This window comes from Sphingopyxis sp. FD7, from assembly GCF_003609835.1.
GTDB lineage: Bacteria > Pseudomonadota > Alphaproteobacteria > Sphingomonadales > Sphingomonadaceae > Sphingopyxis.
Genome location: NZ_AP017898.1, coordinates 1914747 through 1938561, shown reverse-complemented (window position 1 = coordinate 1938561; position 23815 = coordinate 1914747). Strand labels below are relative to the sequence as shown.

General features: G+C 66.6%; 24 protein-coding genes and 1 tRNA gene. 10 read left to right on the top strand and 15 right to left on the bottom strand.

The genetic code is table 11. From position 1 onward, the window contains the following. Positions 1–12: 12 nt before the first annotated feature. On the bottom strand, positions 13–381 hold the full coding sequence (locus SPYCA_RS09130; protein WP_120219889.1) for a hypothetical protein: 369 nt from the start codon (positions 379–381) through the stop codon (positions 13–15). A 50-nt stretch (positions 382–431) separates the two neighbouring features. Between SPYCA_RS09130 and SPYCA_RS09125 the strand changes: the two genes are divergently transcribed. Next, on the top strand, positions 432–1040 hold the full coding sequence (locus tag SPYCA_RS09125) for a TetR/AcrR family transcriptional regulator (RefSeq protein WP_120222240.1): 609 nt from the start codon (positions 432–434) through the stop codon (positions 1038–1040). A 61-nt stretch (positions 1041–1101) separates the two neighbouring features. Continuing rightward, the gene (locus SPYCA_RS09120; RefSeq protein WP_120222239.1) at positions 1102–2886 is read left to right on the top strand and encodes a sensor domain-containing diguanylate cyclase; all 1785 of its coding nucleotides are present in this window, start codon (positions 1102–1104) and stop codon (positions 2884–2886) included. Positions 2887–2960: 74 nt separating this feature from the next. On the opposite strand, the gene SPYCA_RS09115 is transcribed toward SPYCA_RS09120, so the two are convergent. Continuing rightward, positions 2961–3758 carry a hypothetical protein gene (locus SPYCA_RS09115; RefSeq protein WP_120219888.1) on the bottom strand — a complete coding sequence of 266 codons (798 nt, stop codon included), beginning with the start codon at positions 3756–3758 and terminating at the stop codon, positions 2961–2963. 602 nt (positions 3759–4360) lie between these two features. On the opposite strand from SPYCA_RS09115, the gene SPYCA_RS09110 reads away from it, so the two are divergent. Beyond that, a complete protein-coding gene (locus tag SPYCA_RS09110; RefSeq protein ID WP_120219887.1) occupies positions 4361–5953 on the top strand; it encodes a peptide chain release factor 3 in 1593 nt (530 codons plus the stop codon). Positions 5954–6010: 57 nt separating this feature from the next. Then, complete coding sequence (locus tag SPYCA_RS09105) at positions 6011–6469, top strand: hypothetical protein (RefSeq protein WP_146625112.1); 459 nt, start codon at positions 6011–6013, stop codon at positions 6467–6469. Here SPYCA_RS09105 and dinB read toward each other — a convergent pair. Continuing rightward, a complete protein-coding gene (gene dinB, locus SPYCA_RS09100) occupies positions 6462–7520 on the bottom strand; it encodes a DNA polymerase IV (RefSeq protein ID WP_443029506.1) in 1059 nt (352 codons plus the stop codon). The genes SPYCA_RS09105 and dinB overlap by 8 nt on opposite strands. A gap of 172 nt (positions 7521–7692) precedes the next feature. Between dinB and SPYCA_RS09095 the strand changes: the two genes are divergently transcribed. The 5 genes from SPYCA_RS09095 (at position 7693) to SPYCA_RS09075 (ending at position 11313) form a co-directional block, all read left to right on the top strand. Then, a tRNA-Gly gene (locus SPYCA_RS09095) sits at positions 7693–7766 on the top strand. Positions 7767–8067: 301 nt separating this feature from the next. Then, positions 8068–8295, top strand: coding sequence for a hypothetical protein (locus SPYCA_RS09090; RefSeq protein WP_120219884.1), 228 nt, complete (start codon positions 8068–8070; stop codon positions 8293–8295). 211 nt (positions 8296–8506) lie between these two features. Next, complete coding sequence (locus SPYCA_RS09085) at positions 8507–9097, top strand: EF-hand domain-containing protein (protein ID WP_120219883.1); 591 nt, start codon at positions 8507–8509, stop codon at positions 9095–9097. Between the two features lie 138 nt (positions 9098–9235). Then, the gene (locus tag SPYCA_RS09080) at positions 9236–9970 is read left to right on the top strand and encodes a response regulator (protein ID WP_120219882.1); all 735 of its coding nucleotides are present in this window, start codon (positions 9236–9238) and stop codon (positions 9968–9970) included. Next, positions 9967–11313, top strand: coding sequence for a sensor histidine kinase (locus tag SPYCA_RS09075; RefSeq protein WP_232003248.1), 1347 nt, complete (start codon positions 9967–9969; stop codon positions 11311–11313). Before SPYCA_RS09080 ends, SPYCA_RS09075 begins: the two co-directional genes overlap by 4 nt. Before the next feature lie 212 nt (positions 11314–11525). On the opposite strand, the gene SPYCA_RS09070 is transcribed toward SPYCA_RS09075, so the two are convergent. The 6 genes from SPYCA_RS09070 to SPYCA_RS09045 all read right to left on the bottom strand — a co-directional run bounded on the left by SPYCA_RS09070 (position 11526) and on the right by SPYCA_RS09045 (position 16162). Then, complete coding sequence (locus SPYCA_RS09070) at positions 11526–12326, bottom strand: acyl-CoA thioesterase (protein WP_120219881.1); 801 nt, start codon at positions 12324–12326, stop codon at positions 11526–11528. Positions 12327–12333: 7 nt separating this feature from the next. After that, positions 12334–13506, bottom strand: coding sequence for a saccharopine dehydrogenase family protein (locus tag SPYCA_RS09065; RefSeq protein ID WP_120219880.1), 1173 nt, complete (start codon positions 13504–13506; stop codon positions 12334–12336). Positions 13507–13780: 274 nt separating this feature from the next. Then, positions 13781–14335, bottom strand: a complete 555-nt coding sequence (dcd, locus tag SPYCA_RS09060; RefSeq protein ID WP_120219879.1) for a dCTP deaminase — start codon at positions 14333–14335, stop codon at positions 13781–13783. A gap of 122 nt (positions 14336–14457) precedes the next feature. Continuing rightward, positions 14458–14910 carry a cytidine deaminase gene (locus SPYCA_RS09055; RefSeq protein WP_120219878.1) on the bottom strand — a complete coding sequence of 151 codons (453 nt, stop codon included), beginning with the start codon at positions 14908–14910 and terminating at the stop codon, positions 14458–14460. Beyond that, the gene (locus tag SPYCA_RS09050) at positions 14907–15662 is read right to left on the bottom strand and encodes a GH25 family lysozyme (protein WP_120219877.1); all 756 of its coding nucleotides are present in this window, start codon (positions 15660–15662) and stop codon (positions 14907–14909) included. The genes SPYCA_RS09055 and SPYCA_RS09050 overlap by 4 nt, the downstream gene beginning before the upstream one ends. A 2-nt stretch (positions 15663–15664) precedes the next feature. Continuing rightward, a complete protein-coding gene (locus SPYCA_RS09045; protein ID WP_120219876.1) occupies positions 15665–16162 on the bottom strand; it encodes a UPF0262 family protein in 498 nt (165 codons plus the stop codon). Between the two features lie 200 nt (positions 16163–16362). Here SPYCA_RS09045 and SPYCA_RS09040 point away from each other — a divergent pair, with 200 nt between their 5' ends. Further along, positions 16363–17874, top strand: coding sequence for a replicative DNA helicase (locus SPYCA_RS09040; RefSeq protein ID WP_120219875.1), 1512 nt, complete (start codon positions 16363–16365; stop codon positions 17872–17874). Between the two features lie 112 nt (positions 17875–17986). Here SPYCA_RS09040 and SPYCA_RS09035 read toward each other — a convergent pair whose 3' ends face one another. From SPYCA_RS09035 to astD, 6 genes are all read right to left on the bottom strand, one after another. Then, entirely contained in the window at positions 17987–18793 is an 807-nt protein-coding gene (locus SPYCA_RS09035; protein WP_120219874.1) for a phosphoadenylyl-sulfate reductase, read from the bottom strand. Positions 18794–18908: 115 nt separating this feature from the next. Continuing rightward, on the bottom strand, positions 18909–19355 hold the full coding sequence (locus SPYCA_RS09030) for a DUF934 domain-containing protein (protein WP_120219873.1): 447 nt from the start codon (positions 19353–19355) through the stop codon (positions 18909–18911). Next, positions 19348–20979, bottom strand: a complete 1632-nt coding sequence (locus SPYCA_RS09025) for a nitrite/sulfite reductase (protein WP_120219872.1) — start codon at positions 20977–20979, stop codon at positions 19348–19350. The genes SPYCA_RS09030 and SPYCA_RS09025 overlap by 8 nt, the downstream gene beginning before the upstream one ends. A 1-nt stretch (position 20980) precedes the next feature. Next, positions 20981–21277: a DUF2849 domain-containing protein gene (locus tag SPYCA_RS09020; protein WP_120219871.1), complete on the bottom strand. Its 297-nt coding sequence runs from the start codon at positions 21275–21277 to the stop codon at positions 20981–20983. Next, positions 21274–22062 (bottom strand): uroporphyrinogen-III C-methyltransferase, encoded by a 789-nt coding sequence (cobA, locus tag SPYCA_RS09015; RefSeq protein ID WP_120222237.1) that lies wholly within the window; start codon positions 22060–22062, stop codon positions 21274–21276. The genes SPYCA_RS09020 and cobA overlap by 4 nt, the downstream gene beginning before the upstream one ends. A 198-nt stretch (positions 22063–22260) precedes the next feature. Then, entirely contained in the window at positions 22261–23706 is a 1446-nt protein-coding gene (gene astD / locus SPYCA_RS09010; protein ID WP_120219870.1) for a succinylglutamate-semialdehyde dehydrogenase, read from the bottom strand. Positions 23707–23815 lie beyond the last annotated feature (109 nt).

The following is a 23815-nucleotide window of genomic DNA, read 5'->3' as shown; positions in this document are numbered from 1 at the left end:
GTTTCCTTCCGGTCAGTTGACGAAGAGGTCGGTTGCGGTTGCGGCGGTCGCGATCAGGAGCAGCACTCCGCCGGGATGCGGACGGCGCAAGGCGACCAGATTGCCGACCGCCGACGACGCGAACACGATCATCGCGATGACCGCGATCAGGTCGGGGCCGTCCTGAAGCCGGTTGAACCATACGCCCAGGCCGAGCGCCGCCCAGGCGACCGAGGGCATATGGAATATGGCGCGAACGATGTCGCGGCCGGGCGCCGTATCGAAAATGCCCTGCGCCGGTTGCCGGAACAGCGGCCGCAGGATCACGCGCTCGCTGATCACGGAATGGGCAAGCGCGACAATTACGGCTAAACCGGCGGCAATGGCCGACCATGCGATCATTCGGGAACTCCAACCTTGCCTATGCGACTCGAAATGTTTACAGCGAAAACATGATGCCCAGCGAAGATAACAGTGTCAACATAAAAGAGCGTGGCGCCAGGACTGGGGGCGCTTACCACCATGGCGACCTTCGCGCGGCGGTGATCGCCGCCGGGCTGAAACGGCTCGCCGAGGATGATGGCGGCGAGCTGGGGCTGCGTGCGCTGGCGCGCGATGTCGGGGTCAGCGCGACCGCGCTTTACCGCCATTTTCCCGACAAGGAGGCGCTGCTCGACGCGCTCGCCGACGAAGGATTGCGACGACTGGGGGCGCTCCAGGCGCAGGCGTGGCTGAAGGCTGGCGGCGGCGTCGCGGGCTTCAAGGCGACGGGCATCGCCTATGTCCGCTTCGCGCACGACGAACCGGCGCTGTTCCGGCTGAGCTTCACGCGCCAGATGGCCGAGCGAAGCACGGGCGGCGACGGCGGCGAAGTGGCGTATAATCTGCTGCGCGCCGGGGTCGGCGAGGCGCTGCCGGGGACGGCGGACCCCGACACGGCGGCGCTCCATGCCTGGGCCCTCGTCCATGGCCTTGCGATGCTGATCCTCGATCGACGGATCGAGTGGGACGAAGCCCGCGTCGCCGAGGTCGTCGGGCTGACCTTTGGCGGCGTGGGGTGAAGCGCCGAAGAAGCGCGACGATCTTAGCGGTTTATTTTCCTATTTCCGGCTATTTGGTCGCATGACCCGGTCGCTGTCCCCCAGAGTCGAAGCGGTCTTCTGGCTCCTGTTGACCGGCACGGGCTATCATCTGCTCGCGAGCCTGTCGCTCTATGCGACGCGGGGGGTCGACAGCATCGCCGCGGTGTGGCCGGCGAGCGGATATATGCTGGCGCTGTTGCTGCTGATGCCCGCGCGGGCGCGCCTCGCTGCCTTTGCGGGGATGGGATTGGCCAGCGTTGCCGCCAACCTGGGCGCGACGACGCCCTTGTGGACAAGCCTGGCCTTCACCTTCGCCAATATGGTCGAGGCCATCGTCGCGCTGTGGCTGATCCGACGGCGCGAGCCGAGCGAATTATCGTTCATGGCGCCGCGCGCGGTCATCAGCTTTTGCATCGCGGCAGTGACCGCCAGCCTGGTTAGTGCGGGGCTGGCGATGCTGCTCGCCGGGCGCGGGGGCGGCTTTTTCCTGTCCTGGTCGACCACCGTGCTGCTCGGTATGTTGATCGTGACGCCGCCGATCGTGATGCTGGCGCGCATGACGGGATTGAAGGCGTTCGGCAAGGTGCCGCGCGCGATGCTGGTCGAGGCGACGGCGATCCTGACCGGCGCGGGCATTGTCACGATCTTCGTCTTTTCGCAGTCGCATTTCCCGGCGACCTTCCTGCCGTGCATCGCGGTGGTCGCGGCGGCCTATCGGCTGGGCCCGTTCGGCGCGGCGGCGGGGATGCTGATCGTGACGATCATCGTGTCGCTTCTGTCGGGGCAGGGCTATGGCCCGATGGCGGCGATCGACAGCGACCCGAAGGTCAAGGTGCTGTTCCTGCAATTCTATCTGTTGGCGCTGCTGCTTGCGGCGCTGCCACTTGCCGCGCTGACCATCGGGCGCCAGCGGCTGGCCAAAAGGCTCGAGCAGAGCAATCGCTGGCTGCTCCAGGCCGAGGCGGCAGCGCTCGTCGGCCACTGGCGCGTCGATCTGGTCGACTGGACGATCTATTGGTCCGACCAGACCTATCGGGTTCACGGACTGGAACCCGGAACGCCCGTCGACGTCGATTATAGCGTCCAGCAATATCTGGCGGAGGATCGCGCCGAAGTGCGCAAAGTGCTCGAAGCAGCCGTGCGGACGGGCGAACCGTTCGAGTTCCAGGGCCGCATCCTGCGCGCCGATGGCAAAGTCCGTCACGTCAAGTCGCACGGGTCGATCGAAAGGGGCCGCGGCGCGCGCGCGACGGGCATCTTCGGAACGGTACAGGATGTGACCGAAACCGTCGAAAACGCACGCATCCTGGAGGCCGCGCGCAGCGCCGCCGAGCGCATCGCGAACACGGACATGCTGACGGGTTTGCCCAACCGCCGCCACACGCTGACCTTTCTGGACCAGGCGATGGCGGGCGCACGCGCGCATGGCGCGCCGCTGGCGGTGGCAATCTTTGACATCGACCATTTCAAGCGGATCAACGACACGCACGGCCATGCGACGGGAGACCGCGTGATTCAGCGCGTCGCGCAGCGTGCCAAGGCCGCCCTTCGCGACGAGGATATGCTGGGCCGGATCGGTGGCGAGGAGTTTGTGTGCATCCTCCAGCGATCGAGCGCACTCGCGGCCGAGATCGTCGCCGAGCGCGTGCGCAAGGCGGTCGAGAGCGGGGTCGGCGAGGGTGATGGGCTGCCGCAGGCGACGATCAGCATCGGGCTGGCGGTTTATGACGGCGAGCCCGACGTCGAGGAATTGCTGCACCGCGCCGACCAGGCGCTCTATGTCGCGAAACGCGAAGGTCGCAACCGGATGCGGCGCGCGGCGTGAGCTTCGCCCGACAGAAAAGGGCGCGGAAGCGATGCTCCCGCGCCCTCGATCGATATGCGGCGTTGCGAACCGACTTAGCTGGCCGGCTGGGCGCCCGTTGCCTGGGCCACCGCGGCGGCGAATTGTTCGGCGGTGTAGGCCGCGGCAAGACCCGCGGGCGACATCAGGAAAGCGCTGCGCGGCAGGCTGACGTCCTCGCCCGCCGGGGTGGTGACGACCACGGCGTCGGCGCTCGCCGACTTGACCTTGCCGAGCACCGCGGCGCCCTTGAGGCTGCGCACTTCGGCGCCCGCGACAAGCGCGGCGGCGACCGCGGCGTCATCGGCCGCGGCGGCGGTCTTTACTTCCTTCATCGCCTCGGCGAACTGTTCAGGCGTAAAGCTGGTCTGGAGCCCGGCCTGGCCCATGAAAAAGGCATTGCGCGGCAGTTTGACTTCGCCGGTCGGGGTCGTGAGCACCACGCCATCGGCCATCGCGAGCTTGACCTTGCCCAGCACGGCTTCGCCGTTCACGCCGCGCACATCGGCGCCGGGCACAAGCGCCGCGGTCAGCTTCGCTTCGTTGGCGGCCGCCGCCTGATCGACCGCGGCGACGACCTGCGCCTTGGTGGCGCCGATCGTCGGGCCTTTTTCCAGCATGCCGAACGAGGCGCTGGGAAGCGCGATCTGCTTGCTGTCGCCAAGATCGACAACGACATTGGGGCCCTGCACGCTGGTCACCGTGCCCAGTTCGGCGCCTTCGGAATCGAAAACCTTGGTGCCGACCGAAAGGTCGACGGCCGCAGCGGCGGCATTCTGCGCAAGCGCGGGCGCCGCGGTGGCGGCCGCCATCGAGAGAGAGAGAGTTGCAACAAAGCCTGCGAGTTTCCGCATCGCTTACGGTCTCCTTGAGATAATAGGGATTGGAACGCTGAGTCTTGAACGCGCATGGGGGAGCAAGGGCTACGCCATGGCTGACAAACCGTGCCTGAGATACGATGAAGCGAGTTTCATTGTCCCGAAACGGCGATGGTCGGCAAGGCCCGGCGGCGGGTTTCGGCGAATTGCGGCCATTGGATCCTCGCTGTGGCATAGCCGTGGGAGGGGGGCAGCCGAAGCGCTGACGGCGGGGCCAGGCTTGCCACACTCGCTCACGCTCGCCCCCGCTCCACCCCCGATTGCGGCCGTTTACATTCCTTTCCGTTCCGGGGCGGAAGCGTCCCTGTCCGCTTCTCACCCCTAGGCCCAATCGCCGTTCAGCTCTGTCGGTCTGCAAATGGCGGCCTTGTGCGCTTCCGCTGCTCACGTGCAAAAAGCACGCTGCGCTCCGGATCACGGAAAACCACCATTTTCGACTCGCCAGCTTCTGAATGGCGATTGGTCCCAAGCCGGCGTCCCTGGTCCCCAATCTCTCCGCATCGGCGGATCAGGCGCGTGTCGCGGCGCACGCTCCGACCCCTTTCCACACGGCGCGACCCCTGCTAGGCGGCGCCGCCATGTCCAAGCACCTCGAACGCCGAACTTTCGCCATCATCTCCCACCCCGACGCGGGCAAGACGACGCTGACCGAGAAATTGCTCGTCGCGGGCGGCGCGATCCATATCGCGGGCGAGGTGAAGGCGCGCGGGCAGGCCCGGCGTGCGCGCTCCGACTGGATGAAGATTGAGCAGCAGCGCGGCATTTCGGTGACCTCGTCGGTGATGACCTTCGAGCATCGGGGGCTGATCTTCAACCTGCTCGACACGCCGGGGCACGAGGATTTCAGCGAGGACACCTATCGCACGCTCACCGCGGTCGACAGCGCGGTGATGGTGATCGACGCAGCCAAGGGCATCGAGCCGCAGACGCTCAAGCTGTTCGAGGTGTGCCGGTTGCGGTCGGTGCCGATCATCACCTTTGTCAACAAGGTCGACCGCGAAGGGCGGACGCCGTTCGAGCTGCTCGACGAGGTCGCCGACCGGCTCGCGCTCGACGTGTGCCCGATGAACTGGCCGGTCGGCATGGGCGGGCAGTTCGAGGGACTCTATGACCTTGCCGATCCCGCGCTGATGGTGCCGGGCGGCGATGCGTCGCGCATGTATGAGGGCGACCGCATTGCGGTTGAGGGGCTGGACGACCCCCGGCTCGCCGACCGGGTCAGCGCCGGCCGGCTGGCGCTGCTGAAGGAGGAAACCGAGCTGGCGTCGGCGTGCTATGCGCCGTTCGATGCCGCGGCCTACCGTAATGGTGACCTGACGCCGGTGTTTTTCGGTTCGGCGCTCAAGGAGTTTGGCGTCGTCGACCTGCTCGCCGGACTGGCCGACCATGCGCCGGGTCCGCAGCCGCAGCCCGCCGAACCCGCGCCGGTGCAGCCGGGCGACGATGCCGTGACCGGTTTCGTGTTCAAGGTGCAGGCGAACATGAATCCCGCGCACCGCGACCGCATCGCCTTCATGCGGCTCTGCTCGGGCAGGTTCGAGCGCGGGATGCGCTTGATGCAGGGCGGGACGGGCAAGGCGATCGCGATCAGCCGCCCGATGCTGTTCCTGGCGCAGGACCGCGAAATGGCCGAAGAGGCCTTCCCCGGCGACATCATCGGCATCCCCAACCATGGCACGCTGCGCGTCGGCGATACGCTGTCCGAACGCAGCGACATCACCATCACCGGCCTGCCGAACTTTGCGCCCGAAATCCTGCGCCGCGTCGCGCTCGTCGACCCGACCAAGACCAAGCAGCTGAGGAAAGCGCTCGACGACATGGCGGAGGAGGGGATCATCCAGGTCTTCTATCCCGAAATCGGCGCGAACATGATCGTCGGCGTCGTCGGCCAACTGCAACTCGACGTGCTCATCAGCCGGTTGGAAGCCGAATATAAGGTCGAGGCGAAGCTCGAACAGTCGCCGTGGGAGACCGCGCGCTGGATCGCAAGCGACGATGCCACGGCGCTCAAGGCGTTCCAGGCCGACAATCGCGCCGGCGCGGCGACCGATCGCGACGGCGCACCGGTGTTCATGGCGAAGGACGCGTGGGAGGTCGGCTATGTGACGCAGCGCAATCCGGCGATCCGCTTTACCGCGACCAAGGAGCGGGTGTTCGCGGGGGCGGGTTGATCGCGCCGGCCACTTCCGCCACCATGACGTCATCTTGGGCAAAAAATGGGGGTGTCGATGCGCGGATGGATCATGGCGCTGGCTGCGATCGCGGGCAGTGCGCCCGCAATGGCACAACCGGCAATCAAATTGCCGATCGCGGCAGGCTTCTGGACGAACGACGACCAGAGATGCGCCTCAGCGCGCTATGGCTATATTTTCGACGGCAAGCGCTGGGGCTCGGTCTATTATTACGGGCCGTCGGGCAATCTGGGCCCCGTGGCCGAGTTGCAGCAGATCACGCAGACGCGCGCCGTCGAGGATGGTTTCACCCAGATGCAGTTTGGCGGCTATGACGGCGCGGGCTATTTCCGGGTGAAGCCGACGGGCGTTGACCGCGCGCTCTATCGCGTCGGCGCGCCCTTTCGCGAGGATATCCAGGTGTCCGATGAGGCGTTGATCCGCTGCCCCTATCAGGCGATGTCGCCGAAGATGAAGGCGGCGATGCGGCGCTTCGCACCCGCGCTCGCTAAATGAGGCTGAGCAGATCGGCTGATCCCGTCGGCTCCTCCCGCTCCTCTTCCTCCTCGCCCTCGAACTTGCTCAGCGTGACGCCGAGCAGGCGGATGCCCTGTTCGGTGGGGAGCAGGGGGGCCAGGATCGCTTCGCCCGCGGCGAGCAGGCTTGCGCCGTCGAGGATCGGCGTGGCCACCGATTTCGCACGCGTGATCGTGCGGAAATCGGCATAGCGCAGCTTCAGCGTCACGGTGCGCCCGCGCGCGCCCCTCTTCGCCGCGCGGTCCCACACGACGGTGCAGACATGCGCCAGCGCCTCGCGGATTTCGGTGTCGGAGATCAGGTCGTTGAAGAAGGTCCGCTCGCCGCCCAGCGACTTCAGCGGCCGGTTCGACCTGACCCGCCGATGGTCGATCCCGCGGGCGAGATTGTAGAGCCATTCGGCGCTGTTGCCGAAATGCGTCGCGAGCCAAAGCGGATCTTTCGCGGCGAGATCGGCGCCCGAAAAGATGCCGAGACCTTCCATCTTCGCCGCGGTGACCGGGCCGATGCCGTGGAAGCGGCGGATCGAGAGCGTCTGAACAAAGGCGGCGCCCTTGCCCGGCGGGATGACGGTCAGCCCGTCGGGCTTGTTCTGGTCCGACGCCAGCTTGGCGATGAACTTGTTGTAGGAAACCCCGGCCGACGCGGTGAGGCCCGTTTCTTCACGGATGCGGCGGCGGATCAGCTTCGCCGCCGCGGTCGCGCTGCCCAGCCCCGCTTTGTCGGCGCTGACGTCGAGATAGGCTTCGTCGAGCGACAGCGGCTCGACCTCGTCGGCATAGTCGCGGAAGATCGCGCGGATCTGGTGCGAGATGTCGCGATAGACCTCGAAACGCGGGGGCACGAAGACAAGGCCGGGGCACTGCCGCTTCGCGGTGACGCTGGGCATCGCCGACCGGACGCCGAACTTGCGCGCCTCATAGCTCGCCGCTGCGACCACCCCGCGCCGCGACGATCCGCCGACCGCAACGGGTTTTCCACGCAGCGAGGGGGCGTCGCGCTGCTCGACCGAGGCGTAAAAGGCATCCATGTCGACATGGATGATCTTGCGGACCGGGGTGTCCGCGCCGTCACCGGGCCTTTGATCGTCGCGATCGTCCACGGCGCAATTCTATCATGTTGCCACGATGTTCTCAATGGCAGGCTCGACGCCGCGCTTGACGGGGGCCGATCAAAATGGCAATCGCCGCGGCCTTGGCGACGCGGGTATAGCATAGTGGTAATGCTCTAGCCTTCCAAGCTAGCTAGGCGGGTTCGATTCCCGCTACCCGCTCCAGCCGCGCTTTGTCGAAGCGCCGCACAATCGCTTCCTGCGGCGCCATTGGTGCCTGCCCGCGTTTCGCCCGCCCATCCGATCGAAAGCAACGACAGAATCGGATCCCTCCTTTCGGATGGAACCGGGGAAGCCCCGCCGCAGAGAAGCGACGGGGCTTGTTCTTGTCGCGCGCCATGCTCTGCCTCTCCCAGCGATCGGATGAGCCGCCGCGCGTTCGCGACGAGCGGTGGCCTGATGCGCATCGAACGGGGATTGTGCCGGTTTCTCAAGGACTAGTGCAATTCATCCAACGGAGATTGATATGAGCATGGTCAGGAAGGCCGCGATTTCGCTGGCGGCATTGTCGGTCGTCGCGGCGCCAGTCGCCGCGTCGGCGGCGAGCAGCGTACGCGCCGCATCGGTGGCGAGCGGGACGAGCGAGCTCGAAGGCAATGCGAGCTGGGTTATCGGGCTGATCGGCCTGCTGGCCGGTATCACCGCGATGGTCCTGGTTGCCGAGAATGACGAGGATTCGCCCGTCAGCCCCTGACGACGCGCACCGCGACCGGGCGACGATGGCCGGCTGCGCACCTGCGCAGTCGGCCGTTTTCGCTTGCGCTGCCATGAACAAGGGCGCGGCGCTGCGACAATTTGCGACAATTTTTCGGCAACCCGGCACGGCGTTGGGACAAATCGCGCCTAAATGACCTTTACTGGAAGCGCGGCGCACCCCGCCGTATCGCCATGAAGGAGTTTGCGACGTGAACAGGAAGATCGGTTTATTGACGCTGGGCGCCGCGCTGATCGCGGTGCCGGTCCTCGCCGCGCCCCGCGACGGCGCGCGCGGCGACGCCGATGGCAATGGCACGCTGACGCGCGCCGAGGCCGAGGCGCATGCGGCGCAGATGTTCGCGCGGATGGATGCGAACGGGGACGGTCGGATCGACGCCGCCGACCGCGCCGCCAGGCGCGCCGAGATGCAGGCAAAGATGTTCGAGCGGATCGACGCCGACAAGGACGGCAATATCAGCCGCGCCGAATGGGACCAGCATGGCGCCGAACGCGCCGCCAAGCGCGCCGAAGCTGGCGAGGGCCGCAAGGGCAAGCGCCACGCGATGCGCGGTCATCGCGGCAAGCGCGGCGGCCATCATGCGATGATGCTGGGCAGGGCCGATACCGACGGCGACAAGGCGATCAGCCAGGCCGAGTTCCAGGCGGCAGCGCTGGCGCGTTTCGGCGCCGCCGACGCCAATCAGGACGGCCAGGTGACTGCCGAGGAACGCCAGGCCGCCCGAGCGGCGAAACGCGCCGAATGGCGCGCCAAGCGCGCGGCCGCCGCGACCGGCGAGTAGCCGGCCGGCAGGGGCGACCGGCGGCGCGATGCCTCTCCCCCCCCCTCCCGGCATTGCCTTTGTCGCCGGTCCCTGCCAGCTATCGCCCACCGGCCATTCGCGGCCGGTGGGCGAGCCAGTTCGAGCGACGGAAACCCGATGACCGATAGCGACATGCCGCGCATCCTGCTGATCGACGATGAGCCGTCGATTCGCGAACCGCTGGGCGAATATCTGACCGCGCAGGGTTTTGCGGTCACCGACGCCGCGAGCGCGGCCGAGGCGCGATCGGTGCTGCGCGCCAAATCGGTCGACCTGGTCGTCAGCGACATCATGATGCCGGGCGAGGACGGGCTTTCGCTCACCCGCCACCTGCGCGAGACGAGCAGCATCCCGGTGATCCTGCTGACCGCGCGCGCCGAGGATACCGAGCGGATCGTCGGGCTGGAGATCGGCGCCGACGATTATGTCGTCAAACCCTTCAACCCGCGTGAGCTGGTCGCGCGCATCCGCACCGTGCTGCGCCGGACGCAGCAGGGCGGGCGGGCGCTCGATGCGGGCGGCACCTGCTATGCCTTTGGCGACTGGGTGCTGCGCGAAGTCGAGCGCGTATTGGTCGATGGCGACGGCAGGGAGGTCGCGCTGTCATCCGGCGAATATCACCTGCTTCACGCGCTCGTGCGCCACCCGCGACAGGTGATGAGCCGCGACCGGCTGCTCGACCTGGTGCGCGGTCGCGAGGCCGATATTTTCGACCGCGCAATCGACAATCTGGTCAGCCGATTGCGCAAGAAGATCGAGACCGATCCCGCGCACCCGCAAATCGTCAAGACCGTGTGGGGCGGGGGTTATACGCTGGCCTGCGAGGTGAAGCGACTGGGGCCCGCCGCGTGACGCTGCGGCTCTGGCCCCGCAGCCTGATCGGGCAGCTGGTGTTCGCGGTCGCGGTGATGCTGTTCGTTGCGCAGGCGGTCAATTTTGCGCTGCTCGTGCGCGGGCAGAAACAGCAGATGCTGGCGCACGGCGGCGGCATGGCGGTGGCGCGGATCATCGACGCGGTCGACCGCCACGAAAGCGGCCGGATCGCGGCGATGCCCGAGCGCCGCCAACGCCTCGGCCGTGCGCGCATCCCGAAGCTCTGGGTCGGCACCAGCGCGCCGCCGGTGCCCGAGCGCGCGGTCGCCATGCCGACGATGGCCGACTATGTCCACGATCTGCTCGCCGATGCAGCGATCGACGCCACGCGCGTGACCGCATGGGCCTTGCCACAGCGGCCGCGGCTGGGGCGGACGCCGCTGCCCGGCCGCACCGTGCTCGTTGTCGCAGAGGTGGGCGGGCGCTTTTACGGCGTCCGCACGCGGGTCGCGCCCGATGGCCGACGCTTGCAGGGTTTTCTGGTCTGGCAGACGCTGTCGCTCTACCTCTTGCTGCTCATCCCGATCCTGGTGATCGCATGGCGCGTCGCCGCGCCGCTTCGCGAGCTGACACGCGCGGCGCGCGCCAGTCCCGCACTGCACGAGGCGGTGCCGCTCGATGAGGCGGGGCCGTCGGACGTGCGCGACCTGATCGCCGCCTTCAACGCCTATCGGGCGCGCATCGCGGCGATGCTGTCGGACAAGGACCGGATGCTCGGCGCGGTCGGCCACGACCTGCGCACCCCGCTCGCCAGCCTGCGCGTGCGCGTCGAGCAGGTCGAGGACGACCTGCTGCGCGACAAGATGATCGCGAGCATCGACGAGATGACTGCGATGCTGGCCGACATATTGGCGCTCGCACGATCGGGCGCGGGGACCGAGGCGGCCGAGGCCGTTTCGCTGCGCGAACTGGTCGGTGAACTGGCGGCCGATTATCGCGAGCGCGGCAAGGATGTCGCGGCGGGCACGCTGGCCGAGGCGGCGGTACGGGCAAGGCCGATGCTGCTGAAGCGCGCGATCCGCAACCTTATCGACAATGCGGTGACCTATGGCGTGCGCGCGCGGCTGTCGGTGGCGATCGAGGGCGGCGAGGCACGGATCATCGTGTCGGACGATGGCCCCGGCCTGACCGACGAACAGATCGGCGCGCTGGTCGAACCCTTCGCGCGCGGCGAGCAGTCGCGCAATCGCGCGACGGGCGGCGCGGGACTGGGTCTGTCGATCGCGCGCGAGATCGCCGAGGGCGAAGGTGGGACGCTGACGCTCGCCAATCGCGCGGGCGGCGGGCTCGATGCGGTGATCGCGTTGCCGGTTCGGGGTTGAGCGGCCGCTGCCTTCTTCGGTTATGTCGGGACGGCTTTGGATCCGGTCGGTTTCAGACCTTCCCTTCTTTCCGTGCGTGCCGAGCGAAGTCGAGACACCCGTCGGCGCCAAGCCTGGCCCGAGGGGCATCTCGACCGCCTCGACGGGCTCGGGACAGGCTTCGCTCGATGCGAACGGATTGAAGAGACGGCGATGTCCGCTTCCAACCCCAATCAGACGTAGATTGCAATCGCCTGGCTGCCGCTCAGAATCGGCTGGCCCGCGCGGTTCCACAGCATCATGTCCTGCACCGACAGGCCGTGGCGCGCATAGCCGGTCCTGGCCGACAGCAGCCACCAGCCGTCGTCGGTGGTGGGCGCGGCAGTCAGCATGTTGACCGTCCAGTTCATCGAGCTGATCGGCCCGAACTGGCTGAACAGCGCCATCGCCGCGGGGGGCAGCGCGTCGCCCATCGCCAGCAGGGCAATCGCGGGATGGCAGGTCGGTTCCTGGACGAAGCGCACCCAGGTCAGATATTCGCCGACCTCGCTTTTCCATGCAAAGCGCGGTCCCGTCGTCGGGCGCATGTCGAAATGGCGCGTGAAGGCGGGGCGCGCGTGATGTTCGGGTACCGGCGCCAGCGTTTCGGGATCGGGGGCGCCCGGCATCGCCAGCCGGTCATGGTCGACATGGCTCGGCCGGTCGGGGGAGAAGGCAAACACCGCCGCGGTGCCGAACCCCATGTCGCTCGACACTCCGGCATCGATGAACAGCGAGGATTTCGACTGGCGCAGCACGCGCGTTTCGACCGTGCAGTCGCCGCCGACGGGTCCGACGAAGCTGATCTGCGCATAGCGCAGCGGCGCCTCGGTCGGGTGGAGCGCCATCGTGCCCGCGAGCGCGACCGCCGAGCTGATCCCGCCATAGGCGGTGCGCCCCTGCATCCAGCCTTCGTCGATATGCGCCTTGGCCACGCCGTCTTCGGTGCGCAGCGTCGCGAGCAGCGCGTCGAGCGCGCTGGGAGAGGTGGTCATCCCGTTCTTATTCCTCGATCTGAAAGGTCAGTCCGGCATTCGCGGTCAGCCGGTCGATCAACGCCTGGCCCAGCAGCGCGCCCGGCGTCCATACGCCGCCCGCGCCCTTGTTTTCGAGCAGCGCCATGCCCGTTTCGGCGAGCATCTTCGACGTCGAGCCATAGCCGGGGTCGCGGTCGCCCTGCACGCTCGCGCGCACCGTGGCGCCGTCGGGATATTCGCCGATGAAGAGGATGTCGTAAAAGCCGTTTTCGCGCTCTTCCTTGCTCGGCCCTTCGCCGGGCTGGAGTTTGCTATCGCCGAAGGGATTGGCCTTGGCCATCGCCTCGGCCATCGCCTTCCCCGCATCGCCGATCGTCGTCATCACCATCTCGTCATAGACGAGGTCGGCGCCCCATGGATGGCCGAGCAGATAGTTGGTGCGGTGAACATTCTTGGTGTTGATCGGCGCCATGATGAAGGGAGCGGTCCAGGTGCCGGTGGCGACATCATATTCGGGGATCAGCCCGGTCGGCTGCGACGGCCCCTCGAAGCCGGGGGTCAGCGCGAAGGAGGATTTGAGCAGCAGCGCGAGCGATGGCTTTTTCGCGACGGCCTTCAGCGTTTCGGTGAGGCTGGCGATGGTGCCGCCCGACGCGCCGCCCGCCATCTTGCGCACGCGGCCCTTGACCCGCGGCGCGGGCTTGCCGTGGCGCCTGACCGCTTCGGCCTGCAAGAACAGGACGCCAAGGTCGAAGGGGATGGAATCGAAACCGCAACTGAAGGTGATCCGCGCGCCCGACGCCTTCGCCGCATCTTCGTGCATGTCGATCATCTCGCGCATCCAGCCGGGTTCGCCGCAAAGGTCCGCATAGGCGGTGCCCGCGCGGACGCAGGCGGCGACGAGCCCGCTGCCGTAAAGCTGATAGGGGCCGACCGTGGTGAGCACCACCGCCGTCCGCGCCGCCATCGCGTCGAGGCTCGCGGGGTCGTCGGCGTCGGCGACGATCAGCGGCGTGTCGGCGGGCGCGCCGATCAGGTCGCGCACTTCCGCGAGCTTGGCGGCGCTGCGCCCGGCCATCGCCCATCTGGGCGCGTCCTTGCGGCCCTTGTAGTGGTGGGCCAGATATTCGGCGACGAGGCGGCCGGTGAAGCCCGTTGCGCCATAGATGATGATGTCGAGATCGCGCGCGTTGGCCATCGACCCTCTCCCTTTACGTAAACGTCAAGTCCGCACGCTAGCGCAGATGGGAAGCGGTGCCAAGGGGTGAGGGCGGGGGCTGGCTGGTTGCGAGCGGTTGCTGACCTTCCAATTCTCGTCACCCTGAACTTGTTTCAGGGTCCATGGCCCGCCATCTCCTTAGACGCAGCGCTTGACGAGAGTTCAGGCCATGGATGCTGAAACAAGTTCAGCATGACGAGGTTTGAGGGGGGCTCCCTACCCCGAAGCAGTCATCCATTGCCTCGGATCGCGGCTACAGCTTCGGCAGCGTCACGCCCTTTTGCCCCATATATTTGCCCGCGCGGTCGGCATAGCTGGTCTCGCACGGTTCGTTGCCCTTGAGGAACAGGAACTGGCATGCCCCTTCATTGGCATAGATTTTGGCGGGCAGGGGAGTGGTGTTGGAAAACTCCAGCGTGACATGCCCCTCCCAGCCGGGTTCGAGCGGGGTGACGTTCACGATGATGCCGCACCGCGCATAGGTCGATTTGCCAAGGCAGATGACGAGGATGTCGCGCGGGATACGGAAATATTCGACCGTCCGCGCCAGCGCAAAGCTGTTCGGCGGGATGATGCAGACGTCGGTTTCGCGATCGACAAAGCTGTTCGAGGCGAAATCCTTGGGATCGACGACGGCGCTGTCGACATTGGTGAAAATCTTGAATTCGGGCGCGACGCGCGCGTCATAGCCATAGGAGGAGAGGCCATAGCTGATGCAGCCGTCGCGTCGCTGCGCCTCCACAAAGGGCTCGATCATGCCCTGCGTGCGGGCGGCTTCGCGAATCCAGCGATCGGAGAGTATGGCCATGGCGCTGTCTTGTCGGTGCGCGCAGATTCGCGCAAGCCGATGTTTGGGGCGAGCCCCGGCGATGCTGATAATCACTTTAAGTTCGTCATCCCGGCCTTCGCCGGGATGACGGGATGATTTAGCTAGATCAGCCCCAGATCCCTGGGCCCGAAAGACGCGGGAAGCAGCTCGCTCAGCCGATAGCTCTTCACCGCGCGGCCATCCCCCGACGCGCAATGCACCAGGATGTCGGTCCGCGACCGCTCGGCCGCCTCGTTCAATATCTGGCGGCAGCGCCCGCACGGATGGACGGGGTCGCTGCCGACCAGCGCATCGCCGTCGGGACGGCCGCCGATGATGGCCACCGCAGTCAGCTCGCCGATCCAGCCTTCGTTGGCGATTTTCGCCACCGCGGCGGTTTCGGCGCAGAGCGTCAGCCCATAGCTCGCATTTTCGACATTGGCGCCGGTCACGACGTCGCCATTCTTGAGCAGCAGCGCCGCACCAACATGAAAGCCCGAATAGGGCGCATAGGCGCGGCTCGCGGCGTCGCGCGCGGCGGCGATCAGCGCGTCGCGGGTCGTCGGGTCGGTCATCTTATCTCTCCTCGCGCGCGGAGCACATTCCAGCCGACGGTGCCGTCGGCGCCCGACAGGCGGACATAGTCGTTCGCCTGCCACATCGCCCAGGGGTGGGCGCCATAGTCGGGCTCGAAGAAATCGCGCCGCAGCCAGGTCGTGCGCGCGATGCCGCGTGTCACACGATAATCGGCCTCGAACGCCGGGCCGGGCGCGATCAGGCTCTGCTTGCCCATATGCGCCTCGATCTGCGCGAGGAAGGTCGCGAGTTCGGAAAGCAGCAGCGCGCGCGTCGGCCTGTCGGGGCAGCGGTCGTCATAGTCGAGCCACACCACGGCGGGCAGCATGTCGGCGCGGCGCGGGACGTGGCGGATGAAATTGGCGGCCTGATCGGTTGCGAGGCGGCAGAGGCTGTAACGGTGGATCGCGCCGGCCTGCACCCCCGCTTCGCGCGCGCCGACAAGGTTGCGCGCGAATTTCGGATCGATGCGCGCGGCGCCGCCGGTCGCGGCGATATAGGCAAAATCGGCGCCCGCGGCCTTGATCGACCCCCAATGGACGTCACCATTGCCCGCGTCGATCGTGACCCCCTGCACCGGATAGATGGCGCGGTCGGGGGTCCAGCGTGCCGCCCACCAGAGCGCGAGGCCCGCGGCGAGGAGCAGCAGGACGACGGCGGCGCCGATCCGGCGCAGAAACCGCGCAATCGCAACGCGCCAGTCGCCGCCGCGCTTTGCTCCTTGTCCGCCCCTGATTGCCCCCGCCTTCATCGTCAGCCCTTGATATGGAGTACGCAGATCAGCGTGAACAGCCGCCGCGCGGTGTCGAAATCGACCGCAATCTTGCCGTCGAGCCGGTCCATCAGCATCTCGGCCGCTTCGTTATGCAGCGCGCGGCGCGCCATATCGACCGTCTCGATCTGCTGCGCGGTCGAGGTCTTGATCGCCTGATAATAGGAGTCACAGATGGCGAAATAGTCGCGGATCGGGCGGCGAAACCGGCCGAGGCCGAGGATGATTGCTTCCAGCGGCGAACCGTCTTCGCGCGATATTTCAAAGATCAGGCGGCCGTCCTCGACACGCAGCTTCAACCGGTAGGGGCCGGCATAGCCGTCGGGGTGGCCGCGCTGCGGCACGAACTTGTTTTCTTCGATGAGGTCGAAGATCGCGACGCGCCGCTCCTGCTCGACGTCGGGATTGCGCCAGACGATCGAGCCTTCGTCGAGCTCGACCGAAATGATGCGCTGCTTGGAGGGATCGGCGTCGGACATGCTGACCGTGCTTCTACTTGGGCTGCGGCGAAGGGCAAGGGGGTGGCAACATCATCGTCATCCCGGCCTTCGCCGGGATGACGATCAAAGGAGGCAAGCGATAATTGCAGCGAAATTATCCCCAGAAGCACCCCCGGCCGACGCGGCTGAGGATCGTCAATCGGGTTGCGCGCAACGGGTGATCAGCGCATGATGACGCCATGCCCGAATTAGCCCTTATCCCGCCCCCGGCGCAGGCCGGGGAGGAGCGTCAATTACCCCGCAATATCGAGGCCGAGGCCGCGTTTCTGGGCGCGATCCTGATCGACAATCGAGTCGTCGAGGATCTGCCCGTCCAGCTTGCGCCCGCGCATTTTTTCGAGCCGCTGCATGGCCGCATCTTTCAGCAGACGATGGCGCTGATCGAGCGCAACAGCATCGCGACCCCGGTAACGCTCAAACCCTTTTTCGAGGCCGACGAGGCGATGAAGGCGGTCGGCGGCGTCGGTTATCTGGCGCAGCTGACGGGCAGCGGCGCGGGTCTGATCGGTGCGCGCGACTTTGCCAAGCAGATCTACGACCTGGCACTGCTCCGCGAGCTGGCCGGGGTCGGGCGCGCGCTCGTCGACAATGCGCTCGACACCAGCGAACGCGTCGACCCGCAGGCACAGATCGAGGAGGCCGAAACCGCGCTTTATCGCGTCGCGGGGGGCGAGGCCGAAATGGGGTCGGTCAAAAGCTTCAGCCAGGCAAGCCTCACCGCGCTGCAGGCGGCAGAGCGCGCGCTCAATTCGGGGGGGCATCTGTCGGGGATCACCACCGGGATCGCCAGTCTCAACGCCAAGATCGGCGGGATGCACAACAGCGACCTGATGATCCTCGCCGGGCGTCCCGGCATGGGCAAGACCTCGCTCGCGACCAACATCGCCTACAACGCCGCCGAACGCTGGCGCCGCGACGAGGAGGACGGAATCCCGCCCGAAAAGAATATGGGCGCCAAGGTCGCTTTCTTCAGCCTGGAAATGTCGGCCGACCAGCTGGCGACGCGCGTGCTTGCCGAACAATCGGGGGTGTCGGGCGAGGCGCTGCGCATGGGCAAGATCAGCAAGGAGCAGTTTCAGCAGCTCTCGCGTGCCGCGCAGACGCTCCAGACGCTCCCGCTCTATATCGACGACACCCCCGGCCTGACGATCGCCGGGCTGCGGACGCGCGCGCGGCGGCTCCAGCGCCGCCATGGCATCGGCTTCATCATCGTCGACTATCTTCAGCTGTTGCAGGGATCGTCGCGGAGCGGCGACAATCGCGTGCAGGAGATTTCCGAAATCTCGCGTGGTTTGAAGACGCTGGCGAAGGAACTCAATGTCCCGGTGATGGCGCTGTCGCAGCTCAGCCGTCAGGTCGAAAGCCGCGAGGACAAGCGCCCGCAGCTCTCCGACCTGCGCGAATCGGGCTCGATCGAACAGGACGCCGACATGGTGCTGTTCGTGTTTCGCGAGGATTATTATGTCGCGGCGCGCGAGCCGAAACGCCCGATCGAGGGCGACGATGTGAAGATCCACGCGGCGCACGAGGAATGGGCCGCCGAGATGGAACGCGTCTTCGGCCTCGCCGAAGTCATCGTCGCCAAATCGCGCCACGGGTCGACCGGCAAGGTTCGCCTGCACTTCGAGGCGAAGACGACCAAGTTCAGCGACCTGGCCGACGACAGCATGGCGTATGAGGATTATGAATAGATAACCCCCGTCATTGCGAGCGAAGCGAAGCAATCTCCAGCTATCGGCTTAGATGCACGCCGATAGCTGGAGATTGCCGCGTCGCCTTCGGCTCCTCGCAATGACGAGCTAGTCAAAACGCCGGATCGTTCGCCGGATCGTCGTCCAGTGGCGTCACCGCGCCGTGAATGCCGCATTCGGTCTTGTCCCAGCCGCGCCAGCGGCCCGAGCGCGGGTCTTCGCCCGGCTTGACCTTCGACGTGCAGGGCGAGCAACCGATCGACGGGTAACCCTTTGCTTCCAGCGGGTGTCGCGGCAGGTCGTGCGCCGCGAAATAATCGTCGAGCATCGCGCGCGTCCAGTTGGCGAGCGGGTTGAACTTGAGGCGGCCGGTATTGCCGTCGAGCTCGAAGCGCGCGAGGCCCTGCCGCGTCGCCGACTGGAAGCCCTTGCGCCCGGTGATCGAGGTGTCGAAATCGGCTAGCGCCTTTTCGAGCGGCTTCACCTTGCGGATTTCGCAGCAGCCGTCGGGGTCGTATGACCAGCGCAGCTCGGTCGCGTCCTTTTTCGCCAGCTCGTCGGCATCGGGGGTCAGGTTGACGATATTGAGCCCGAGCTTCGCGGCCAGCGCGTCGCGATAGGCCAATGTTTCGGGGAAATGCTTGCCGGTATCGAGGAACAGGACGGGCATGTCGGGCGCCACGCGCGAAACAAGATGGAGCAGCACCGCGCTTTCGGCGCCGAAGCTCGACACGATCGCCGTTTCGCCGAGCAGCCCGGCGCCGATCACGCTCGCGACGACCTCCGCCGCGTCCTGACCACGGAACAGGTTGTTGAGGCGGATGACATCGGCCTGGGTGAAACGCGGCGCGACGTCGATGCGGTCGCGCCGACGATCATTCCCAATTCCGTTCGCATCGAGCGAAGTCGAGATGCCCATCGTGGGTGCATGCCCTCTCGGTGTCTCGACTTCGGCCACGGGCCGAAATTCATCCTGAGCGCCCGCCCCGCGGGCAGTCGAAGGGCTCGACACGAACGGGATTTTAGGATCAGGTTTAGCCATGCCTCAATTTCCATATCGGCACGGCGCCGTCGGCGGCGGTCTGATAATGTTGGGGCCAGCGCGTCAGCGCCGCCTCGACGTCGGCGGGGTTGAGCGGCTTTTCGGGCGCGAAACTGTCGAAGCCGCAGCGCTTCATATAGGCGATCTGGTCGACGAGGACGTCGCCCTGCGCGCGCAGTTCGCCTGTATATCCCGCCTCGCGCAGGATGCGCGCCGACGAATAGCCGCGGCCGTCGCGAAAGGCCGGAAAGGCCACCTCGATCAGCTTCAATCGGTCGAGATAGGGGATCAGCGCGCGCGCGTCCTCGTCGGGTTCGAGCCGCACGGCGGTGGCGTTCGATTGTTCAAGGAAGGCGTCGAGGGTGACGCAGGGTTCCTCGCCGTCGACGTGCCGCCCTTCCGCTTGCGGAAGGGACTGATTATCGGCCCGCTCAACCATAGATCGCCTCCTTGAACGGGGCCATGCCGACGCGGCGATAGGTGTCGACGAAACGCTCGCCTTCTGTCCGTTCGGCGAGATATCTGTCGGTGACGCGTTCGATCGCATCGACGATGCCATCCTCGTCGAAGCCGGGGCCGGTGATCGTGCCGAGCGATACGTCTTCGGCGCCCGATCCGCCGAGCAGCAGCTGGTAATTTTCAGTGCCCTTGCGGTCGACCCCCAGGATGCCGATGTGGCCCGCGTGATGGTGGCCGCAGGCGTTGATGCAGCCCGAAATCTTGAGCTTGAGTTCGCCCAGTTCCTTCTGGCGGTCGAGGTCGGCAAAGCGCGTCGCGATCTTCTGCGCGACGGGAATCGAGCGCGCATTGGCGAGGCTGCAATAATCGAGGCCGGGGCAGGCGATGATGTCGCTGATCAGGTCGCGGTTCGGCGTCGCGAGCCCCGCTTCGTCGAGCGCCTGCCAGATGGCGTAGAGGTCGGCCTTGCGAACGTGCGGCAGCACGATGTTCTGTGCGTGGGTGACGCGCAGCTCGTCGTGGCTGTAGCGTTCGGCGAGGTCGGCCATCAGGTCGATCTGCGCCGACGACGCATCGCCGGGAATGCCGCCGACGGGTTTCAGGCTGATGTTGACGATCGCATGGCCGGGCACCTTGTGCGCGGCGACTTGCCGGTCGACCCATAGCGCGAAATCGGGATCGCTGCGGTCGATGGCGTCGGGCGCCGATGCGTCGAGCGGCGGCATTGCGAACTGCGCGGCGATGCGGTCGAACTCGGCCTTCGGGGGGTCGATGCCTAGCGACTTCACATGGACGAACTCTTCCTCGACCTGGCGGCGATATTCGTCGGCGCCCAGCTCGTGGATCAGTATCTTGATCCGCGCCTTGTAGATATTGTCGCGGCGACCGTAACGGTTGTACACGCGGAGGCACGCCTCGGCGTAGCTCAGCAGATCGCCCAGCGGCACAAAATCCTTGATCAGCGGCGCGATCATCGGGGTGCGGCCCATGCCGCCGCCCACGTAAAAGGCGGCGCCGTGCTGCCCGTCCTTCTCGACGATCTGGATGCCGATGTCGTGGAGGCGCATCGCGGCGCGATCCTCGTCGGCGGCGATCACGGCGATCTTGAATTTGCGCGGCAAATAGCTGAATTCGGGGTGAAAGCTCGACCATTGGCGCAGCAGCTCGGCCCACGGGCGCGGGTCGGTGATCTCGTCGGCGGCGGCGCCGGCCCACTGGTCCGAACTGATGTTGCGGACGCAATTGCCGCTGGTCTGGATCGCGTGCATTTGGGCCGACGCCAGATCGGCGAGGATCGCGGGCGCATCCTCCAGCTTGATCCAGTTATACTGGATATTCTGGCGCGTGGTGAAATGGCCGTAATCGCGGTCATATTTGCGCGCGATATGCGCCAGCATCCGCATCTGTCGGCTGTCGAGCGTCCCATAGGGCACCGCGACGCGCAGCATATAGGCGTGAAGCTGGAGATAGAGGCCGTTCATCAGCCGCAGCGGCTTGAACTGGTCCTCGGTAATTTCGCCCGCGAGGCGGCGGCGCACCTGATCGCTGAACTCGGCGACGCGCGCCTCGACCATCGCATGGTCATATTCGTCATATTTATACATGTCAGATCACCCAGTCGCCGGCCGCGGGGTCGGCGGGTTTCAAAGTCAGGTCGGGGCGCACCGTTGGACCAAGCGCGCGAATGCGGTCCTTGATATGCGCGGGGCGCGGGCCGTCGGGGGTCATTTCGCCGCTGATGATATAGGGGGCGTTGACGCGGCGCGCGGCTTCCTCGACGGCGAGGATCGCCTCGCCCTGTTCGCCGACATCGGCGGCGTCCTCGATATGGATCGACCAGTCGGCGCCGGTCCACCAGATGACGGCGCCGCTTTTCAGGTCGTTGCCCGTGAGCAGTTTCATGTAAAATCCCTTATTTGAGCGGCGACGCCCGGCGCGCGGAGGCAGTCGAGCGCGTCGGCGCGCGCCGCGACCTTGCCGACGATGATGAGCGCCGGGCTTTGCACCTTCTCGCGCGCGACGAGGTCGCCGAGGTCGGTGAGCAGGCTGCGCAGGACGCGCGCGTCGGCGGTGGTGCCGCGTTCGACCACCGCGACGGGAAGGCCGGGCGAAACGCCGTCGGCGATCAGCTTGTCGGCGATGGCGGGTGCAGTCGCGAGGCCCATATAGATGACGAGCGTGCGGCCATGGCCGGCGAGCCCCGACCAGTCCTGATCGGTCAGATCCTTGCACTGACCCGCGACGAAGCTGACCGCGCTCGCATCCTCGCGGTGGGTGAGAGGGAGGCCCGCCTGCGCGGCGCAGCCCGCGGCGGCGGTGATGCCGGGGACGACCTCGACCGCGATCCCCGCGTCGCGCGCGGCGTCGAGTTCCTCGCCGCCGCGCCCGAAGATGAAGGGATCGCCGCCTTTCAGGCGCACGACCTGCTTTCCGGCCAGCGTTTCATTGACGAGCAGTTCGTTGATGAGATCCTGCCGCATCGTGTGGCGGCTGCGCTGCTTGGCGACGCTGATCCGCTCGATATGCGGCGGGATCAGCGCGAGCACGCCTTCGCCGACAAGGCCGTCATGGACAATGAGATCGGCGGACCCGAGCAGCCGCGCGGCGCGCAGCGTCAGCAGGTCGGGGTCGCCGGGACCGGCGCCGACGAGCCACAGCTTGCCCGCGGAAGGGAGAGTCTTTTCCATGCTGGCCAAGATGGTTCGCGCGCCGGAAAAGCGCAAAGCAGGCTTTGTTGACGGGGGTGTAGGTAAAATTGCATGGCGATTACACCGCTCGCAGCCTTAGGCGTCATTGCGAGCGCAGCGAAGCAATCTCCAGCTTGCGCAGCACCCGGACGACGGCTGGAGATTGCTTCGTCGCTGCGCTCCTCGCAATGACGAGATTCAGAGATATTTCTTCGTCACCAGCTGCGACCCTTCGGGATCGCGCAAACCTACGCCGATCGAGGCGCGCAGGGCGTCGCTTTCGGCGCTCGCGACCGGATAGGCGCAATAGTCGGCGGCGTAGAAGGCGCTGGGGCGGTGATTGCCCGACAGGCCGATTCCGCCGAAAGGCGCCGCCGACGAAGCGCCGTTGGTCGGACGGTTCCAGTTGATGACGCCCGCGCGAGCATTGGCCCAGAACTGATCGTAAAGCTGCGGCGTGCCGCCGATCAGCGCCGCCGACAGGCCGAAGGCGGTGTTGTTCGCCTCGGCAATCGCCGCCTCGAACGTTTCGACGCGGATGACCTGGAGCAGCGGACCGAACAGCTCGACGTCGGGACGCTCCGCCATCGCCGTGACGTCGATGATGCCGGGGGTCAGGAAGGGGCGATCCGCGACGGGCCGCGTCATGTGGCGGATGACCTGGCCGCCGTTCGACATCAGGACGAGGAAGCTTTCGGTAAGGCCGTCGGCCGCCTCATTGTCGATCACCGGGCCCATATAGGGTGCGGGGTCGGCGTGCGGATGGTCGACGATCAGGCGGTTCGCAAGCTCGCGAACCTCGTCGATCAGTGCGTCGGCCAGGCTGTCCCTGACGATCAGCCGCCGGGCGTTGCTGCATCGCTGGCCGGCGCTGAGGAAGGCCGACTGGACGATGAGGATCGCCGCGGTGCGAAGGTCGGCGGTATCCCACGCGACGATCGGATTGTTGCCGCCCATTTCGAGCGCGAGCATTTTGCCCGGCTGGCCTGCGAACTGGCGGCTCAGCGCCAGCCCGGTGCGCGCCGATCCGGTGAAGAGCAATCCGTCGATGCCGGGGTGCGCGGCGAGCGCCTTGCCCGTGTCGGGGCCGCCGATAACAAGGCGCAGCGCTTCCTGCGGCACGCCCGCGCTGTGGAACAGCTCGACGAGCTTCGCCCCGACCGCCGGCGTCTTTTCGGAGGGTTTGAACACGACCGAATTGCCCGCGATCAGCGCGGGAACGATATGGCCGTTCGGCAGATGCGCGGGGAAATTATAGGGGCCGAGCACCGCCAGCGCGCCGTGCGGTTTATGGCGCACCGCGCTCCGCAACCCCATCGCACCCTCGATGCGGCGATTGGGGGTGCGTTCGGCATAAGCCTTGACCGAAATATCGACCTTGTTGGCGACCGATTCGACCTCGGTACGCGCTTCCCACAAGGGCTTGCCGGTTTCGCGCGCGATCAGATCGGCGAGCGCCTCGCCCTCCGCCTTCACCCGGTCGGCGAAGCGGCGCAATGTTTCGGTGCGGAAGGTGACGGGTTTCGCCGCCCATTCGGGCCAGGCGCGACGGGCAATCTCGACCTCGGCGTCGACGTCGCTCACCGTGCCGCGCCAAAGCTGTTCGCCGGTGGCGGGTTCAAAGGAAAGCAGCTCTTCGCTCATGGTCGTCCCGCTCTTATCGGCGAATGCGTGCGGCGGCAACCGCGGCGGGCGTGTTCGCGACGGATGGCTTGCGCCTTCGGGCCGGGTTGGCGATAGACTTGCCGCGAAT

Excerpts from the sequence above, each read along its gene's own strand:
- SPYCA_RS09080 (WP_120219882.1), top strand. The coding sequence starts at position 9,236 with ATGACCGATAGCGACATGCCGCGCATCCTGCTGATCGACGATGAGCCG.
- SPYCA_RS09090 (WP_120219884.1), top strand. The coding sequence starts at position 8,068 with ATGAGCATGGTCAGGAAGGCCGCGATTTCGCTGGCGGCATTGTCGGTC.
- SPYCA_RS09065 (WP_120219880.1), bottom strand. The coding sequence starts at position 13,506 with ATGGCCAACGCGCGCGATCTCGACATCATCATCTATGGCGCAACGGGC.
- dinB (WP_443029506.1), bottom strand. The coding sequence starts at position 7,520 with ATGGATGCCTTTTACGCCTCGGTCGAGCAGCGCGACGCCCCCTCGCTG.
- SPYCA_RS09035 (WP_120219874.1), bottom strand. The coding sequence starts at position 18,793 with ATGGGCATCTCGACTTCGCTCGATGCGAACGGAATTGGGAATGATCGT.
- SPYCA_RS09020 (WP_120219871.1), bottom strand. The coding sequence starts at position 21,277 with ATGAAACTGCTCACGGGCAACGACCTGAAAAGCGGCGCCGTCATCTGG.
- SPYCA_RS09125 (WP_120222240.1), top strand. The coding sequence starts at position 432 with ATGATGCCCAGCGAAGATAACAGTGTCAACATAAAAGAGCGTGGCGCC.
- SPYCA_RS09045 (WP_120219876.1), bottom strand. The coding sequence starts at position 16,162 with ATGTCCGACGCCGATCCCTCCAAGCAGCGCATCATTTCGGTCGAGCTC.
- SPYCA_RS09030 (WP_120219873.1), bottom strand. The coding sequence starts at position 19,355 with ATGGTTGAGCGGGCCGATAATCAGTCCCTTCCGCAAGCGGAAGGGCGG.
- SPYCA_RS09055 (WP_120219878.1), bottom strand. The coding sequence starts at position 14,910 with ATGACCGACCCGACGACCCGCGACGCGCTGATCGCCGCCGCGCGCGAC.
- SPYCA_RS09025 (WP_120219872.1), bottom strand. The coding sequence starts at position 20,979 with ATGTATAAATATGACGAATATGACCATGCGATGGTCGAGGCGCGCGTC.
- SPYCA_RS09130 (WP_120219889.1), bottom strand. The coding sequence starts at position 381 with ATGATCGCATGGTCGGCCATTGCCGCCGGTTTAGCCGTAATTGTCGCG.
- SPYCA_RS09110 (WP_120219887.1), top strand. The coding sequence starts at position 4,361 with ATGTCCAAGCACCTCGAACGCCGAACTTTCGCCATCATCTCCCACCCC.
- SPYCA_RS09105 (WP_146625112.1), top strand. The coding sequence starts at position 6,011 with ATGCGCGGATGGATCATGGCGCTGGCTGCGATCGCGGGCAGTGCGCCC.
- cobA (WP_120222237.1), bottom strand. The coding sequence starts at position 22,062 with ATGGAAAAGACTCTCCCTTCCGCGGGCAAGCTGTGGCTCGTCGGCGCC.
- SPYCA_RS09120 (WP_120222239.1), top strand. The coding sequence starts at position 1,102 with ATGACCCGGTCGCTGTCCCCCAGAGTCGAAGCGGTCTTCTGGCTCCTG.
- SPYCA_RS09050 (WP_120219877.1), bottom strand. The coding sequence starts at position 15,662 with ATGAAGGCGGGGGCAATCAGGGGCGGACAAGGAGCAAAGCGCGGCGGC.
- SPYCA_RS09040 (WP_120219875.1), top strand. The coding sequence starts at position 16,363 with ATGCCCGAATTAGCCCTTATCCCGCCCCCGGCGCAGGCCGGGGAGGAG.
- astD (WP_120219870.1), bottom strand. The coding sequence starts at position 23,706 with ATGAGCGAAGAGCTGCTTTCCTTTGAACCCGCCACCGGCGAACAGCTT.
- dcd (WP_120219879.1), bottom strand. The coding sequence starts at position 14,335 with ATGGCCATACTCTCCGATCGCTGGATTCGCGAAGCCGCCCGCACGCAG.
- SPYCA_RS09115 (WP_120219888.1), bottom strand. The coding sequence starts at position 3,758 with ATGCGGAAACTCGCAGGCTTTGTTGCAACTCTCTCTCTCTCGATGGCG.
- SPYCA_RS09070 (WP_120219881.1), bottom strand. The coding sequence starts at position 12,326 with ATGACCACCTCTCCCAGCGCGCTCGACGCGCTGCTCGCGACGCTGCGC.